This is a genomic window from Spirosoma liriopis, assembly GCF_023196085.1.
Lineage (GTDB): Bacteria > Bacteroidota > Bacteroidia > Cytophagales > Spirosomataceae > Spirosoma > Spirosoma oryzicola.
Map to the genome: position 1 here is coordinate 1,688,128 of NZ_JALPRF010000002.1, position 16,612 is coordinate 1,704,739.

The following is a 16,612-nucleotide window of genomic DNA, read 5'->3' on the forward strand; positions in this document are numbered from 1 at the left end:
TTTTCGTCTTTAAACATGAAAAAGGCACTTCTTTTTGTACTGGCAGCTGGGCTAATGACCCAATGCGCCCGCCAGACAGCTAATCAATCCTCAACCCGCCAGACCGCCACGAAAGCGCGTCGAACCGAGATTTTGTTCCTGGGTGACAATGGCCACCATAAGCCCATCGAGCGCGTGCCTCAACTGATGGCTGCTCTGGGTAGCAAAGGAATCAACATCACGTACACGGATAAACTGGAAGACATCAATCCGGATAATCTGAACAAGTATGATGGTCTGCTGATTTTTGCTAACTGGGATAGCATTCCTAAACCGCAGGAAAAAGCCCTGCTGGATTATGTTTCGTCGGGGAAAGGCTTGATTCCGGTGCACTGCGCATCGTACTGTTTTCGCAACTCCGCCGAATATGTCGATAAAGTTGTTGGCGGGCAGTTCTGGCGGCACCGGATGGATACCATTCAAACCCGCTTTACGCAGCCAAACAATCCTATTGTAGCTGGTTTGCCTTCTTTTAAGGCGTACGACGAAACCTACCTGCATTCGCATCTTCAGGCGGACAACAACGTGCTGGCCGTTCGGGAAATCAAAGCCGACCAGGAAAAAGACAAACCGGGTGTGAAGGAAGAACCGTACACCTGGACGCGTCAATACGGCAAAGGGCGCGTTTTTTACACCGCCTACGGTCACGATGAGCGGACCTGGAGCCAGCCCGGATTTCAGCAACTGCTCGAACGGGGAATTCTGTGGGCCGTTGGTGACGACGTAAAAAAGTTACACGATGATCTGAAGCCACAGACATTTACCTATCGCGCAGCGAACTTGCCGAACTACGAGAAGCGTCCGGGTGCTCAGATGGAGCAGGAGCCGCTTTCGCCGGAAGAATCCATGAAGCACATTCAGGTTCCGGTCGATTTTACGCTCGATCTGTTTGCCCATGAGCCGAATGTCATGCACCCCATTGCCATGACGTGGGATGAAAAAGGGCGGCTTTATGCTTTGATTACCAAGGATTATCCGAACGAGCGCAAAGAAAGTGGTGGTTCTGATTACATTGTTATCTGCGAAGATACCGACAAGGATGGTAAAGCAGACAAGTTCACCAACTTTGCCGAGGGACTAAGCATTCCAACCGGAATGACGTTCGGGAATGGTGGATTGTACGTGTCGCAGGCACCGCACATGCTTTTCCTGAAAGATACCAACGGGGATGACAAGGCCGACGTAAAACAAGTCGTGTTTACAGGCTTCGGTACGTTCGATACCCACGCCGGACCAAGCAACCTGCACTACGGTTTCGACAACTGGATATGGGGAAGCGTCGGTTACTCAGGTTTCAAAGGAAAGGTTGGAGCGGATAGCGTAAAGTTTAGCCAGGGCTTTTTCCGGTTCAAACCCGACGGTTCGCAGCTTGAATACGTGACGGCTACGTCCAACAACACATGGGGATTAGGTTTCAACGAAACGGGCGACGTTTTCGGCAGCACAGCCAATAACGCGCACGGTTGGTACATGGCGATACCAAACCGGTACTTCCACGGTGCTCCGCATATTCGGGAAAACGGTAGCCGCAGTACGGATACCCACAAAGACATGAAACCGATCACCGAAAAGGTACGTCAAGTAGACGTATTCGGTGGTTTCACAGCGGCAGCGGGTCATAACTTGTATACTGCCCGCGCTTTCCCGAAAAAATACTGGAATAAGGTCGCTTTCGTATCGGAGCCAACGGGCCACATCCTGCACCAGAACGTGATGCAAAAGAATGGAACCGATTACGAAGATGTAGAAGGCTTCAATCTCATGGCCGGCGCAGACGAATGGTTTGCACCCGTCTTTGCGGAAGTTGGTCCAGACGGAGCCGTTTGGGTTGTTGATTGGTACAGTTATATCATCCAGCACAATCCAACGCCAGCCGGCGCTAGCAATGGTTCGGGTAATGCGTATGAGACACCACTGCGCGATTTTACGCACGGTCGTATTTATCGGGTAGGATACAAGAATGCGCCTGCTTACACGCCGATGACCTTGAGTAAAGACCGCCCGGACGAACTCGTAGCCGCCTTGAAAAATACGAACATGTTCTGGCGGACAGCGGCTCAACGCCTGCTCATCGAACGGAACAACAAAGACGTGGTCCCACAGCTAATCGCGTTGGTGAATGATCAATCTGTCGATGAGATTGGTATCAATCCGGCGGCTGTTCATGCCTTGTGGACACTGCACGGGTTGGGCGCGCTAAACGGTTCAGACGAAAAAGCGATGGCGGCTGCGACTTCGGCGTTGCAGCACCCTTGCTCGGGTGTACGTAAAACAGCCGTTCAGGTATTGCCGCGTAATCAGATGGCAACCAATGCGCTGCTTCAGAACAATTTGTTGAATGACAAAGAGCCAGTTGTTGCCCTGAATACACTCCTCGCCTTGTCGGAGATGCCGCAAAGCGCCGTTGCCCAGCAAGCTATTCTGAGCCGGTTGGATAAAGCGACCGAAGTAAATGACCGCTGGTTGCCTGATGCTTTTGCCTGCGCCCTCACGGGACAAAATGGGCAGCTGATGAAAACCTATCTGAAGCAGGTAAGTATGAATGCTCCTGCGCAACCGAAGGCAGCACCTGCTCACGACATGAATAGCCATGCCGAACACGGACACGGGCCTAACGCGCCAACGCCAAAAGCCACTGTGACAACATCAGGTAACCAACCCGATCTGGTCATTGCCGCGATTCGTACGACGCCGGAGTCGCCTTCGGTTCGGGAAGGAACAAAGCTTTTTGTGGATGTGACCAATGCGGGTGGGGCTGAAATTCCGGCTGGAACCCCGATCCCCTTGTCCATTCGCGTGGAAGGACCGAAGGGCGTTGCGGATGCTGCTAAAATTGATTTTGTGAGCGTGACGCACAACACGGGGATCAAACCCGGTGAAACCGTGACGATCAGCAAAGCCAACAACGGTCCTTGGGTCGGTGATATGGGCGTAACGTTTGAGCGGGCGGGCCAGTACATGATTACGGCCATGCTTGACCGCGAAAACAAAATCGCCGAAGGCAATGAACAGAACAACAACGCTACGCACACGCTTGTCTATCGGGCTCCGCAAAGCATGAGCGCTTACGTACTCGAACGTGCATCGCGTAGCTACGCGTCCGTTGCTCCGGTGGATTCGGTGGTTGCCTTGCTTCGGCAGACGCAGAAGTTAGAGACAACACAGGGTGAAGCGATTGTTAAAGGCGTCGCGGAAGGGTGGAATATCCGCACGAAAGCGCAGGTGAACGAGGCAGACAAGCAATTCCTGGCCAGTCTGACGAACTCCGTTTCTTCCGAAAACCGGGAACGTCTGGGGCGGCTCTACGAAGCTTGGGGCATTGTCAAGAGCGAACCTACCGACCCCAATGTTGAGGTTGTTCGGATGAAAACCATTCGCGAAGAAATGCGCTTTGACAAAAAAGAGTTTACCGTAACGGCTGGCAAACAGGTTGAAATCGTTCTGGAAAATCCGGACGCTATGCAGCACAATCTGGTGATTGGTAAACCCAAAAGTATGGACGTGATCGGTGCGGCAGCCGACAAGATGATTACTGCGAAAGACGGCGCCGAAAAGAATTACGTGCCAAGCATTTCTCAGGTAATTGTGGCTACGCCGTTGGTTAACCCCGATCAGACGTACCGACTTAAGTTTACGGCTCCGGCCACGCCCGGCGATTATCCATTCGTTTGCACATTCCCTGGTCACTGGCGCATCATGAATGGTGTCATGAAAGTTACCAAGGCTGGAGCAGTCGCTACGGCTAAGTAAACAGGTCAGCCTTTAGTACAAAAAAAGCGTCGCCTATGTCATAGGCGACGCTTTTTTTGATACAAACTAGCTTACTTCTTTTACCCGAATGCTGTTTGGTAGAACAGGTAGTAAGGATGAGGTGGGAATCTGAATGCTGAACTCGCTGCCCTGACCGAGTTCGCTTTTTACCCATATTGTCCAGTTGTGCGCCTGAACGATACGCTGAACGTAACTCAGTCCAAGGCCGAAACCTTTAACGCTGGTTTGGTTGCAGTCGTCAACCCGGAAGAAAGGTTGAAAAATATGGGATACTTGTTTGGGTGAAATACCTACGCCCCGGTCACGAACCGAAATGGTCATGCCGTCGGCATTGGCTTTGGTAACCAGTGTAATCTCTGGTTTGTCAGCGCTGTACTTAACGGCATTGTCGATCAGGTTATACAGGACATTGGTTAGGTGCAGACGGTCTGCCAGTACGTACGTATCTTTTCCCTGTAAATTCAGGTTTAAATAATCACCATGCCGCTCCGCAACCGAGTGGAGCAGATAATGGATCTGAATTGGTTCCAGGTTAAGTGTCAATGTGTTACGATCAGCCCGCGCCAGTGTCAGCATCGTTTCGACCTGCTGCTGGAGCCGCTCTGTTTCTTCGCGGATAATCCTTACATATTTGTCCGTACGCTCGGGGTGATTACGGGCGATGGGAGAATCCAGAATATCGGCTGCCATCTGAATGGCTGTGATAGGCGTTTGAAACTCGTGTACAATAGAATGCAGTACTTCGGTCTGTACCATTGATCGCTGCCGCCGACGAAGTAACCACCATAATGAAAAACCTAACAGAAGCTGCGCTGTTAGGGCGAGGGGAAACAGGGCTAGCCAGCGTAAGGAGGGACCTGGCGCTAATGCTGTTTCCGGAAAAACGAAGCGATTTGCATAGATCAAGGCCGCCGTAACGACAGACAGCACAAGGGCAAAAGCAAAGAGCGGAGGGGCTGTAGACCTACGTATCATACTCCGTTTGAGGTGGGTTAGTAACGAATTAGTACAAGATGACTACTAAGACGCAGTTACTAGGTAAATGTCACAAGCAGCTTACTAGAAAAGCAGTAGGTGAAAACAAAATTGCCCGTTTAAAGCGGGCAATCGGTAAAAATGGTTTCAAAATTTATTCGTCTACGCGTTTTCCTCGGTAGTCTCGACGGAAGTTGGAGTGCTGGTAGGCTTGGGAGCGGTTCGGCGAGTTGGGGCTGTCGCCTTAGGAGCGGGAGCCTGCTTGCGAATCGAACGAGTCGCCTGCGGAACGGAAGGGATGAGGCTATCCGCCGACGGATCGACTAATTTACTAGCTGCCGTGCGCTTCGCGTTTTTCTCGGCCTTGTCCGCGTTCTTCTTTGCTTTTACGGCCTCCTTTTTTGCTTTCTTTTCGGCTTTTTTGGCAGGCGTCGATTTCTTTTTTTCGTCTTTATTGAGCAACTTCGCAAGTTTCTTCGCCAGTTTGTCGGCCGATTTTTCAATCGACTTCTTCATTTTTTTGGTTGATGTACCCGTTTCGGTAAGCTTAGCTTCAATGGAACTGACGATGTCTGCGGCTAGCGACTTACGTTTGTTTTTTGCGTTCTTGTCTGTCATTTGTCTAGATGAAAAAAATTTACAAATAAATACGAAGAAATCGGGACAATCAAAAATCCAATGTTAAGTTTTCGTTACCTTTTTTGAAGAAATTCCCAGCAAACAATGCCCGCTGTGACGGCAATGTTCAGGGAGTGCTTCGTACCAAACTGGGGAATTTCGAGTACCACATCGGCCTGTTCGACAACGGTCTGCCGAACGCCGGTTACTTCGTTACCGAACACAAAAGCGTATCGTTTGTTTGGATCAGGTTTGAAATCTGAGAGTGAAGTACTGCCTTCGGCTTGTTCGATCGCGGCTACCACCCAACCGTCAGATCGTAATTGACTAACGAGGGCATCCACATCCGCAACGTATGTCCAGGTAACCGATTCGGTCGCGCCCAGTGCCGTTTTCGTGATGTCGCGGTGGGGTGGCTGGCCTGTAATACCACACAGATAGATGCTGGCAGCCCGGAAGGCATCAGCCGTTCGGAACACCGACCCAACGTTGTTGAGGCTGCGGATATCGTCTAAAATCAGGCAATAAGGAAACTTGTCAGCTTTTTTGAAATCGTCAACAGATAGGCGATTCAGTTCGTCCAGTGATAGTTTGCGAGGGGTCATAGCGTCTTTATTATTCGTGCAAATTTTGGTATATTTGTTTGAAATAACTGTAATGCATAGTGAAGACAGCCACCGCAGCAAAACCTCAATCAAAAAAGAACGAAACTCCCCTCAACCGCCAATACAACCAGATTAAAGCCAAATATCCCGGTGCATTGCTTCTCTTTCGTGTCGGTGATTTTTACGAAACGTTCGGTGAAGATGCCGTCAGAGCCAGTAAGATTTTAGGCATCACACTCACCAAGCGCAACAACGGCGGATCGAATGAAGAACTGGCCGGTTTTCCGCATCACTCTCTTGACACCCACTTACCTAAGCTTGTCCGGGCGGGCGAACGCGTAGCGATCTGTGATCAGCTGGAAGACCCATCGGTTGCAAAGGGTATCGTTCGTCGGGGTGTTACGGAGCTGGTGACACCGGGGGTTTCGTTCAATGATAATGTGCTGGACACCCGGCGCAACAACTACCTCGCGGCTGTGCATTTCGGTAAGAGCGCGGCCGGTAGTTCGGAGGAGCAGTTTGGCGTGTCGTTTCTGGATATTTCAACCGGTGAGTTTCTGGCTTCACAGGGTAATGCGGCTTACGTGGACAAGTTGCTCCAGAGTTTCAATCCGTCGGAAGTGTTGTATTGCAAGCGCAACCGCCAGGAGTTTGGTGCTTTATTCGGCGATAAGTTTCATACCTACACGCTGGAAGACTGGGCCTTCACCTACGATTTTGGTTACAATTTCTTAAAGCAGCATTTTCAGACCAGTTCGCTCAAAGGCTTCGGTATTGAAGGGTTGCCCGATGGTATCATTGCTGCCGGGGTGATCCTGCATTATCTGAACGAAACAGAACATAAAGATCTTCAGCACATCACGCGCGTCACGCGGCTGGAAGAGGACCGCTACGTGTGGCTCGACCGCTTCACGATTCGTAACCTCGAATTAACGGTGGCTCAGCAGGAGGGGGGCGTTCCGCTGATTCAGATCCTGGACCAGACCGTTACGCCGATGGGCGCGCGGTTGCTTCGTAAATGGCTCAGTTTGCCGCTTAAAGAAAAAGCCCTCATCGAAGAGCGGCTGAGCATGGTTGAATTGCTTACCAACGATATTGATCTGTCAGAAACGTTGGTCGGACACCTGCGTCAGATTGGTGACCTTGAGCGGCTCGTCTCGAAAGTGGCAGTTCGGCGGATCAATCCGCGCGAGTTGTTGCAGCTTAAACGGTCGTTGCAGCACGTGTTGCCCATCAAAGAACTGCTGATAACGGCGTTGAATCAGACGGAGTCGTCATCGCTGAAAAAATACGCGGATCAACTCAACCCGGTTTCTTTTCTGCTCGACCGAATTGAAGCAGAATTGCGGGAAGATCCGCCAACGCTTTCGAACCAGGGCGGGATGATCAAACCCGGTATCAACGCAGAGCTTGATGAGCTAACGGCGATTGCGTATTCGGGCAAGGATTACCTGTTGCAGCTTCAGGAACGCGAAGTACAACGAACGGGCATCAGTTCGCTGAAAGTGGCTTACAACAAAGTATTCGGCTACTATCTGGAAGTGACGCACGCCCACAAGAGCCGCGTTCCGGAGGATTGGATTCGCAAGCAAACGCTGGTCAATGCCGAGCGGTACATTACACCTGAACTAAAGGAGTACGAAGACAAGATTCTGAACGCTGAAGAGCAGATATTCCAGATCGAATCCCGGATGTTCAACGAGATGATTCTGGCGGCTGGTGAATATGTGGGAGCGATTCAGCAGGATGCGCGCGTTTTGTCCGTGCTGGACGTGCTGGCGTCGTTTGCGCGGGTTGCGGTGAAAAACAAATACGTGCGGCCCCAGATTCTGGACACGAAAGTGCTGGACATTAAAGACGGTCGTCATCCGGTTATTGAACAGCAACTGCCGCCCGGCGAACACTACATTCCGAACGATATTTTTCTGGATGACGAAACGCAGCAGATCATCATCATTACCGGGCCGAACATGGCTGGTAAATCGGCTTTACTTCGGCAAACAGCACTGATTGTCCTTATGGCGCAGTCGGGAAGCTTTGTGCCTGCGTCGCTGGCCGAGATCGGGATCGTTGACAAGATTTTCACGCGCGTCGGGGCTTCCGATAACCTCTCACGGGGCGAAAGTACGTTTATGGTGGAGATGACCGAGACGGCTAGCATCCTGAACAACCTGAGTGAGCGGAGTCTGGTGCTGATGGATGAAATTGGCCGGGGAACGAGTACTTACGATGGTGTTTCGATCGCCTGGTCGATTGCCGAATACCTGCACAACAAAACGGATTGCCGTCCGAAAACCTTGTTCGCTACGCACTATCACGAGCTGAACGATCTGGCGACGGATAACCCGCGTATCAAAAATTACAACGTGTCGGTCAAGGAGATGGGCAACAAAGTGATTTTTCTGCGCAAACTTAAAGAAGGGGGTTCGGAGCACAGTTTTGGTATCCACGTGGCGCAAATGGCCGGAATGCCCGCTCAGATCGTGAGTCGTGCGACCGAAATCCTGAAGCAGCTCGAAGCGTCGCATGGCCGGGAAGAGAATCGGGAGAAGATTCGCGAGGCTGCTCCGAGAGATGCGACGCCGGAACTGGCGTTGCGAATTATTGAATCGGGCGACCCGAAATCGGAAGCCATCAAAGAAAAGTTACGTACGATTGACGTAAACCGGTTGACGCCTATCGAAGCGCTGTTGAAGCTAAACGAATTGCTGAAACTGGTCGAATAAATTTTAACAACAATTACCAATGGATTTAAACGTAATAACAGCCCCGCTTACTCCCCAGGAGGTTGAATGGCGGGTGCAAAGCCAAACCAAAGACGGCCAGAAGATTGTGGTCGTTCCCTACATTACCAACCGGTGCGTCATGCAGCGCTTTGATGAGCAGTTTGGCTGGGCGGGCTGGCAAAACGAGATAAAGGAGATCGACGGGGGATTTCTGTGTACCATCACCGCCGTTATGCCCGGTGGCGAAATCGTCCGCAAAACGGATGGGGCTAGCCGGACGAGCGTCGAACCCGTAAAAGGAGGTATCAGTGATGCCATGAAGCGGGCCGCCGTGCAGTTCGGTCTAGGCCGTGGTTTGTACGACTTCCCAAAGGTGCTGATTCAAACTACCGATAAATATATCCCTGATTGGGCAACACCCTTGCTCGACAAGATGGTCGAAAAAATAAACGCGGGTGGCATTGTGCGAGATGTGGTCGTGCTGAAACCCGAACACGCTAAACCACCAATTAAAGCGGCCTAGTAAAAACAAATGCCACACCCTCTCGAGTGTGGCATTTGTTTTTACTGATTAATTTCCACTGCTGCGGGGAGTGCACGGTCCTTACGCCGGCGCAAAAACTGCTTGCCAACTTGCTGAGCCGGTTCTTCGATCAAATGATACGTAATGGATGAAAACAAAACGGTTGGCACGAGGATCAGCACAAATTTGAGATGAAAGTTGATCACGTTCGTCAGGGTGCTGGTTACCGGAATCAATGCTTTGGGAAGAACTTTATTTAGCCAGTATAAGATACCAAAATGGGTCAGATATGCGCTGTAACTTACTTTGCCGATGTAACGCGTAACCCGATTGACCAACAATCGGCTTGGCCACTTTGCCAGAACAATGATCAGTACGGCAAAACCAATACTGCCGAACAGATGAAGGGTATGCGGAAGATTGCGCAGAACAGTTTGACCGATGGTTTTGCTAAGAATAAGAAACGCGACTACGCTCACCGCTAAACCAGTTACCCACGGACGAACGCGCCGTTCCTTCCTGATGACTACGTAATAAGCGACAATACCACAGCCGAAGACGGGTAGCTGATAGGGCAAATAATAAAACAAGTACTCGACCAGAAGCTGACTGTTTTGAATAGCCGGTACGTGCAACAAAACAGACGTGAGGACAAAACCGACCAATAAGGTTAGTACCGTAAACAAAATGGCCCGATTCAGATTTGTGATTCGGGTAAATAAAAACGGAACCATCGCGTAAAACAATACTTCGATCCCAACCGACCAGCCACCCGGAATAATGCTATTGATCCAGACCGGGCTCAACCCATGCAGGAGCAGCATATTCGCCATAATCCCGTAGACATTGTAACGAATGACCGACGAAAGCGGCTGGCTGTAAAAGTAGGCCATCTGCCACAGGTAATAGGGGATGGCAACGTAATACATGGGCGCAATTCGAAAAAAACGCCGGTAAAAAAAGTCTGTTTTCTGAATATCGGCTCCCTTCCGTCTGTCCTGAGAAAGAAAAAGCGTGAAGGCACTAAGTGCGTAAAAGAGCTGAACACCTATAGCTGCTGGCGATCCCAGTGTATCCATCAACGAATAAAACGTTGTGTTGCTGAAGTGTTCTAAGTGGCAATGAAACCAGATAACACTTAAAATCGCCATACCCCGCAGGGCATCAATGTAATCTAGCTTCATTCAGTGGGGTACCTTATCTGATGGCAACCAATAACGTGTGGACCGTCAGCGTAGTGTTTTTGTGCTAATATGTCGCAAATTTAATAGGTCCATACCTATGTAAACGGGTATTAGTGAGCACTTCTCCATGCAATTGCAACCGAAGAATAAATAAGGCCATTGTCCAGGGCGCTAGTTGCAAGAGGTGGACAATGGCCTTCCGACTTTTATTTGCCTCCACCGACGGCTGCCGGGTTCCCCATCCCTTGCGATAAAGCCAGTAGTTTATCACTAAGGGTTTGGATGGCTTTTTTGTAACGACTCTCCAGATCGGGTAGGTTGGCAGTCGATTTCAGCGAGGCTTCGTACAGGAAGCCCGGCAGCATCCACGACGCATAGCCGCTGTTCGGGTCCGACGACGCATAAAGCGACCGGTACCAGGCTCCGAACGCATTTCCTTTGGGATCGATAAACGAACGTTCCAGCAGTCGTAATTCCCGATTCAGTTCGACCAACTTATCTGTACGGCCTGATTTGAGGTAATTCTGGCGGGCCGCTTCGCAGGCGTCAGCGTTCTTTTTTAAATCGGCGACTACGTTCAGGACGGGGGCAATGGAATAGCTGGGTGCGTAAGCCTGAATGGCTTTTTCGGCAGCTTTCAGATGAATAGCCAGATCCGTTGGGTAGCGGGCAACGTCGTAAGGTACGAGGTCAGCGTTGGCAAGTCGCATGGTCATTGTGCCAACAACCTGCTCCATCATCGGCCCCATTTTATACGTCGGATCGGCAAACTTATCGTAGAAAAACAGATCGTCGTACTGCGAGTGATACAGCGTTGGCCCTTCCATACCGGCACTAAGCGACGGAATGCCGATGTGCATATAAGGCGCAATATGATCGGAACCACCGCCGAGGTTACCGATGGTCGGTTCGCCGGCCAGGGTAGCGGGGGCTGATGAACCCGTTACGCGCGTGGGATTCCCCGCTGCTTTATGGCCCATCCAGTGCTGATAGACCGTCTGGTTCGAATCCGGGTACTGCACCGATTGCGTTGCTTCGATGATCAGCTTTTTCATGGATGGTGAAGCGCTGGCTCCGAACGTCCGTCCCGAAACGGCGGCATCGTAATTCATGTAGGCAACGGCTTTTTGCGTTAGCTCGTCGCGAAACTGCTCACTCCATTCCGCCGAGCCAATAACCCCCGGTTCTTCGGCATCCCAATGGCAGACTTTAATGGTGCGTCGAGGCCGTTGACCCGCTTTGGCCAATTTTCCCAGCGTTTCGGTCATGCTCAGCAGCATAGCCGTTCCCGAATTAGGATCGGTGGCACCGTACGACCAGGCATCGTAATGGCAACCAGCAATAATCCATTCGTCGGGAAAGTCAGCACCGGTCAGCGTGCCGACCACCTGATAAATGCGCTGAATAGTTTTCTCCTGTTTGACCATCAACCGAACTTTCAGGTCTTTTCCGCCTTCAAGCCGGTAGGTATACGGCAAGCCACCCTGCCAACCAGCCGGAACAGCTCTGGAGCCAGTCATGCGTTTTAAAATGTCCGTAGCCGATCCGTAAGGGAGCGGAGTAACCGGAATTTTGTGCAACCCTACGGCATTCTGATCGAGTCGCTTGGGCGTGTTTTTGGCGTCCATCGGTAGCGCTGCTTCGCCCGGTGTGAGCGGATCGCCCGTATAAGGTGTTGTCAGCAACGAACCGCGCTGAATAACGCTTTCGCTGTAATACGGACCTTCGGGAAACGTCAGGCCACGCATGTAGCCCGAATCGGCGGGGTCGGTAAAAATGATAACGCCAAGGGCACCGGCTGCCTGCGCCCACTGCGCTTTATAACCCCGGAAGTTGCCGCCATAGCGGGCCAGCACGATCTTATCCTTGACCGAAATACCCATGGCTTTCAACTGCTCGAAATCTTCTTTACGCCCGTAATTGGCATAAACAACTTCGGCGGTCACATCGCCCGAACCCGACCAGGCATTATAGCCGGGCGTCAGGCGGGGATCACTGCTGTATTTGTCTTCTTTGAACAGAAACTCCCGGATATTAAGCGGCTGACGAACAGGCTCGACTAATTCGACGGCAATTTCACCGGGACCTTTAGGGAGCAGTACATCATGCGGATAGATGTCAACCTGCCAACCTGCTTTGCGCATGGTTTCGGCAATGTAGTCGCGTACCTGCTCGTTTTCTTTTGAGCCCGTAATATGCGGTACACTGCTTAGTTTCTGAAGATGCTGTTTAAAAGCGGCTGATGATTGTTTTGTCTTGAACTCGGATTCGAGCTTTACTTGTGCGGCCTGCCGAGCCGGAACGAAACCAGTGAGACTCTGGCTTTCGCTTGACTGCGCCTGTGCGGTAAATACACCGAGACTTAGCAGTACGGCATAACTCGCAATCTTAAATGGGAAGTAGTGATTCATTGATAATAGGTTGTATAAGCGTTAAATATCGGTATTTACTATTGAATAAATTACTATTTGCAATTAAATATTGGGCAACAAAAAAAGGCGCAGCTAGCTGCGCCTTTTTTTGTTGCTGTAAACGGATTGCTTATTTAGGCATCGCGAAAATAGACGAATCTACTTTAGGGTTGAAAACCACGTTCGATAGCGTAAGTGTAATCGATCCTGGCATCGCTGGGCTATTAAGTTCTACCGTCGAAGGAAGCGTGAGGCCATCAATTGTTTTGTAATTGCTATACTGGGTTTTCACTTCACCCGACTGTCCCTGTACGTTGATGGTTGTTTTTGCGCCCGCCAGTTGAAACGTATTGGCATCGACGTAGTAGTTGACCACGCCTTCGGGCCGGGTTACTTTCAGGTTAAACACATCTTTGTCGTTCAGCTTTTCTTTACCCACCAGTTCAACCGGATATTTCTTGTCCTTGGTTGTCGCCAGTTCGGTGCCAATCACATACGCGTTGCCTTTTTGCATTTTCACCTGCTCTTCGGGTAACGCCTGCGCGCCCGCGCCACCTGCCATTGGATTGATCGTCCAGCCTTTGTCGCCATCAACGACGGTCGTGATCTGCTGACCCATCGCGGTAATATCGGTACGGGCGGACTGACCGATAACAACGGTAGTTTTGCCTTTCATTTCCATGCCCATCAGGCTCATGTTCTGATCGTACTGGGCCGTTTTGATGGCAGCAACTTTATCTGTTCCCCCCAAGGCGGCAATATTCTTGTCAATTACTTCACCGGCGGTTTGGGCAAAGGTTAAGGCCGGAATCGCCACCAGGGCAATGATGTTAATCAGTTGTTTTCTCATGAAAAATTTAGTCAGAAACGTTGTCAAATATACTTATCTGACGCCAGAATATGGCACGAGTTTCTGCATAGTTCACCAAAAATAGCCATCATATTGCATGATCGGCAACTTTAACGGGTAATCGGCTTGCAGGGCTGATGACGGTTGGCTACCTTCATTCATTCAAACGCTAACCGCAATACAATTCCTCGAATGTTACCTATAACCCGTATCAAACTTTCCGTAATGATGTTTCTCCAGTTTTTTGTTTGGGGAGCCTGGTACGGTCAGATGAGTAAATACCTGTTAACGCAACTACATGCCACCGGCGATCAGGTGGGCAACGCTTATGCGGCTTTTTCGCTGGCTATGATCATCGCGCCGTTCTTCGTCGGGATGATTGCCGACCGGTACTTTGCGGCTCAGAAAGTTCTTGGCGTGCTCAACCTGCTGGGGGCGGGGGTCTTGTTTTTTATCACGCAAAACACCAATCCTGACAATTTCTTTTACCTGATTCTGGCGTACTGCATTACGTTTGCGCCTACTTTGGCCCTGACAACGTCCATCGCGATGCAGCAGATGACTACGCCCGAAAAGGAATTTCCGGGTATTCGGGTCCTGGGAACAATTGCCTGGATTATTGTAACGAACATCATTGGGTATTACGGTTTCGGCGACAAGGTCACCATCTTTCAGCTGTCCATGTATTCGGCGATTGTGCTGGGGGTCTTTGCTTTTTTCCTGCCGGATACCCCGCCAAAGGCTACAGCCTCTACGTCGTTCTCGCAGATACTCGGTCTGGATGCTTTCAAACTGTTCAAGGATCGTTCGTTTGCCATCTTCTTCCTATCATCGGTGCTGATTTGTATTCCTTTGTCGTTTTACTACGCGATGGCCAATCCGTCGCTGACGGACGGGGGAATGCAGAACGTAGAAAACAAAATGTCGCTCGGTCAGGCATCCGAGGTTATTTTCATGTTACTGATTCCATTGGCTTACACCCGCTTAGGTGTCAAGAAAATGCTGATTGTCGGTCTGGTTGCCTGGATTGTGCGATTTATCGGCTTCGGCTACGGTGATGGCGGCTCCAGCGAATGGATGCTGTACATTGCTATTTTGCTGCACGGTGTATGCTACGACTTCTTCTTTGTTACGGGTCAGATTTATACCGACAACAAGGCCGGTGAAAAAATCAAATCATCGGCGCAAGGGCTGATTTCGCTGGCCACCTACGGTATCGGCATGGGGATCGGCTCTAAAATTTCGGGTATCGTACTGGACATGTACACCCGCCCCGACGGAAGTAAAGACTGGCTCGGTGTCTGGCTGGTTCCGGCTGGTATTGCCGCTGCTGTCCTGGTCGTATTTGTGCTGCTCTTCAACGACAAAAAACGGATTCAGGCGACGAAGGATGAGCTTGTGCCGGGAAATCTATGAGAACACAAGTAATATGGAAAAGAAGCAACGAATTACATTATATACCGATCCGAACGGACCACACAAAGATCAGGTACATGAAAATGCACTGATGACGCCTGAAGAACGCTGGCTTGTGTTTCAACGACTAAAACGTAGACACTATGGTTTGTTTGGGAAACCTAAAAAGCGGGAGAAGCGTATCTCTATTGAAAAACCTGCATGGATTTAGAAGATGATACCTTTGTTCGGTTTGTGGTTGCTGCTGCTCACGGGCAGTTAGACTATATACTTATTGGTGGTCTAGCCTTGATACTGAATGGTGGAATTCGATACACTGAAGATGCCGATGTATGGATGGAACCCACCAACGAAAATCGAGATAGACTTATCAATGTGCTACGTAAGTTAGATTTTACGGACGATGAGTTAGCCATTCTTGCATCGGTCGATTTTACCCAACCGCAAGTAATTCGACTGGAAGATCAGATTGATATTCTGACGCGAGTGCATGTTCGATTGAACTATAACGAATGCCGAAAGCGGGCAAAACCCTTCATTATGCCGGGAGGACAGGTGATCTATTTCTTACACATAAATGACTTGCGTGAGTCAAAGGTGCTTGCTCGACGAACGAAAGATTTGAATGATGTACTAATGATAGACGAAATCATTAACGAGACGAAAGAGAACAGTAGTTCAGAAAAAAACGAATTTTAAGTGCAACTCATTTCGTATAACATAAACGGTATTCGGGCGGCCATTCGCAACGGATTGACCGATTGGCTTTCTCAGAATCAGTTTGATATACTTTGTTTTCAGGAAGTAAAAGCCACTGCTGATGTTGTAGACTTATCGGTATTCGAGCAGCTAGGCTATCAGTACCACTGGCACGCTGCCGAGAAGAAAGGCTATTCGGGCGTGGCTACCTTTTCAAAAATTGCACCGACCAACGTCATTATGGGGTGCGGTCTGGATGTGTACGACTGCGAAGGCCGTATCCTCCGTACCGACTTTGGCGACTGGACACTGCTGAACTGTTATTTTCCGTCTGGCACAACGGGTGAGGTACGGCAAGGCGTTAAAATGGAATTCCTCCGTGATTTTAACGAGTATGTGCAGGAACTACGAAAAACTCGGCCCAAACTAATTGTCGTCGGCGACTACAACATTGCGCACACGGCCATCGACATTCACGATCCGGTGCGGAACAAAAACACAACGGGTTTTCTGCCCGAAGAGCGGGCCTGGATGGATCGCTGGTTTGCGGCTGGCATGACCGACGCGTTTCGGTACAAACACCCCGACGACGTGGCGTATAGCTGGTGGAGTTACCGGGCGGGTGCCCGAAGTGGCAACAAAGGCTGGCGCATCGACTATGCTTCCGTTACAGATAACCTACGCGATCAACTTGTTGATTGTCGGATGCTCCCGGATGCGGTTCACGCCGATCACTGCCCGGTATGGCTATCGCTGGACGTTTTATCGAATTAGAATTGTGTTGCTGCTTTTTGC

General features: G+C 50.3%; 13 protein-coding genes. 7 read left to right on the forward strand and 6 right to left on the reverse strand.

The window, feature by feature from the left end:
- The first annotated feature begins 15 nt into the window (after positions 1 to 15).
- The gene (locus M0L20_RS15995) at positions 16 to 3,789 is read left to right on the forward strand and encodes a PVC-type heme-binding CxxCH protein (protein ID WP_248477927.1); all 3,774 of its coding nucleotides are present in this window, start codon (positions 16 to 18) and stop codon (positions 3,787 to 3,789) included.
- A gap of 66 nt (positions 3,790 to 3,855) precedes the next feature.
- Here M0L20_RS15995 and M0L20_RS16000 read toward each other — a convergent pair whose 3' ends face one another.
- The 3 genes from M0L20_RS16000 to M0L20_RS16010 form a co-directional block, all read right to left on the reverse strand.
- Positions 3,856 to 4,785: a sensor histidine kinase gene (locus M0L20_RS16000; RefSeq protein WP_232561918.1), complete on the reverse strand. Its 930-nt coding sequence runs from the start codon at positions 4,783 to 4,785 to the stop codon at positions 3,856 to 3,858.
- Between the two features lie 162 nt (positions 4,786 to 4,947).
- Positions 4,948 to 5,403 (reverse strand): hypothetical protein, encoded by a 456-nt coding sequence (locus M0L20_RS16005; protein WP_248477928.1) that lies wholly within the window; start codon positions 5,401 to 5,403, stop codon positions 4,948 to 4,950.
- Positions 5,404 to 5,477: 74 nt separating this feature from the next.
- Positions 5,478 to 6,008 carry an RNA methyltransferase gene (locus M0L20_RS16010; protein WP_248477929.1) on the reverse strand — a complete coding sequence of 177 codons (531 nt, stop codon included), beginning with the start codon at positions 6,006 to 6,008 and terminating at the stop codon, positions 5,478 to 5,480.
- A gap of 59 nt (positions 6,009 to 6,067) precedes the next feature.
- Here M0L20_RS16010 and mutS point away from each other — a divergent pair, with 59 nt between their 5' ends.
- Together mutS and M0L20_RS16020 are read left to right on the forward strand one after the other, a co-directional pair.
- Positions 6,068 to 8,734: a DNA mismatch repair protein MutS gene (gene mutS / locus M0L20_RS16015; protein ID WP_248477930.1), complete on the forward strand. Its 2,667-nt coding sequence runs from the start codon at positions 6,068 to 6,070 to the stop codon at positions 8,732 to 8,734.
- Between the two features lie 19 nt (positions 8,735 to 8,753).
- A complete protein-coding gene (locus M0L20_RS16020) occupies positions 8,754 to 9,257 on the forward strand; it encodes a Rad52/Rad22 family DNA repair protein (protein WP_232561922.1) in 504 nt (167 codons plus the stop codon).
- Between the two features lie 41 nt (positions 9,258 to 9,298).
- On the opposite strand, the gene M0L20_RS16025 is transcribed toward M0L20_RS16020, so the two are convergent.
- The 3 genes from M0L20_RS16025 to M0L20_RS16035 all read right to left on the reverse strand — a co-directional run bounded on the left by M0L20_RS16025 (position 9,299) and on the right by M0L20_RS16035 (position 13,702).
- Positions 9,299 to 10,441, reverse strand: coding sequence for an acyltransferase family protein (locus M0L20_RS16025; RefSeq protein WP_248477932.1), 1,143 nt, complete (start codon positions 10,439 to 10,441; stop codon positions 9,299 to 9,301).
- 206 nt (positions 10,442 to 10,647) lie between these two features.
- Positions 10,648 to 12,852: a M28 family peptidase gene (locus M0L20_RS16030; protein WP_248477934.1), complete on the reverse strand. Its 2,205-nt coding sequence runs from the start codon at positions 12,850 to 12,852 to the stop codon at positions 10,648 to 10,650.
- Positions 12,853 to 12,982: 130 nt separating this feature from the next.
- Positions 12,983 to 13,702, reverse strand: coding sequence for a DUF4292 domain-containing protein (locus M0L20_RS16035; RefSeq protein ID WP_232561925.1), 720 nt, complete (start codon positions 13,700 to 13,702; stop codon positions 12,983 to 12,985).
- A gap of 192 nt (positions 13,703 to 13,894) precedes the next feature.
- Here M0L20_RS16035 and M0L20_RS16040 point away from each other — a divergent pair, with 192 nt between their 5' ends.
- From M0L20_RS16040 to M0L20_RS16055, 4 genes are read left to right on the forward strand one after another with little or no spacing between them, the layout of a single operon-like run.
- Positions 13,895 to 15,118, forward strand: coding sequence for a nucleoside permease (locus M0L20_RS16040; RefSeq protein WP_232561926.1), 1,224 nt, complete (start codon positions 13,895 to 13,897; stop codon positions 15,116 to 15,118).
- A gap of 13 nt (positions 15,119 to 15,131) precedes the next feature.
- A complete protein-coding gene (locus M0L20_RS16045) occupies positions 15,132 to 15,329 on the forward strand; it encodes a hypothetical protein (protein WP_248477936.1) in 198 nt (65 codons plus the stop codon).
- The gene (locus tag M0L20_RS16050; RefSeq protein ID WP_248477937.1) at positions 15,320 to 15,817 is read left to right on the forward strand and encodes a DUF6036 family nucleotidyltransferase; all 498 of its coding nucleotides are present in this window, start codon (positions 15,320 to 15,322) and stop codon (positions 15,815 to 15,817) included. Before M0L20_RS16045 ends, M0L20_RS16050 begins: the two co-directional genes overlap by 10 nt.
- Positions 15,818 to 16,591, forward strand: a complete 774-nt coding sequence (locus tag M0L20_RS16055) for an exodeoxyribonuclease III (RefSeq protein WP_248477939.1) — start codon at positions 15,818 to 15,820, stop codon at positions 16,589 to 16,591. It begins immediately after the preceding gene.
- The last annotated feature ends 21 nt before the right edge of the window (positions 16,592 to 16,612 follow it).

Excerpts from the sequence above, each read along its gene's own strand:
- M0L20_RS15995 (WP_248477927.1), top strand. The coding sequence starts at position 16 with ATGAAAAAGGCACTTCTTTTTGTACTGGCAGCTGGGCTAATGACCCAA.
- M0L20_RS16000 (WP_232561918.1), bottom strand. The coding sequence starts at position 4,785 with ATGATACGTAGGTCTACAGCCCCTCCGCTCTTTGCTTTTGCCCTTGTG.
- M0L20_RS16005 (WP_248477928.1), bottom strand. The coding sequence starts at position 5,403 with ATGACAGACAAGAACGCAAAAAACAAACGTAAGTCGCTAGCCGCAGAC.
- M0L20_RS16010 (WP_248477929.1), bottom strand. The coding sequence starts at position 6,008 with ATGACCCCTCGCAAACTATCACTGGACGAACTGAATCGCCTATCTGTT.
- M0L20_RS16020 (WP_232561922.1), top strand. The coding sequence starts at position 8,754 with ATGGATTTAAACGTAATAACAGCCCCGCTTACTCCCCAGGAGGTTGAA.
- M0L20_RS16025 (WP_248477932.1), bottom strand. The coding sequence starts at position 10,441 with ATGAAGCTAGATTACATTGATGCCCTGCGGGGTATGGCGATTTTAAGT.
- M0L20_RS16030 (WP_248477934.1), bottom strand. The coding sequence starts at position 12,852 with ATGAATCACTACTTCCCATTTAAGATTGCGAGTTATGCCGTACTGCTA.
- M0L20_RS16035 (WP_232561925.1), bottom strand. The coding sequence starts at position 13,702 with ATGAGAAAACAACTGATTAACATCATTGCCCTGGTGGCGATTCCGGCC.
- M0L20_RS16040 (WP_232561926.1), top strand. The coding sequence starts at position 13,895 with ATGTTACCTATAACCCGTATCAAACTTTCCGTAATGATGTTTCTCCAG.
- M0L20_RS16045 (WP_248477936.1), top strand. The coding sequence starts at position 15,132 with ATGGAAAAGAAGCAACGAATTACATTATATACCGATCCGAACGGACCA.
- M0L20_RS16050 (WP_248477937.1), top strand. The coding sequence starts at position 15,320 with ATGGATTTAGAAGATGATACCTTTGTTCGGTTTGTGGTTGCTGCTGCT.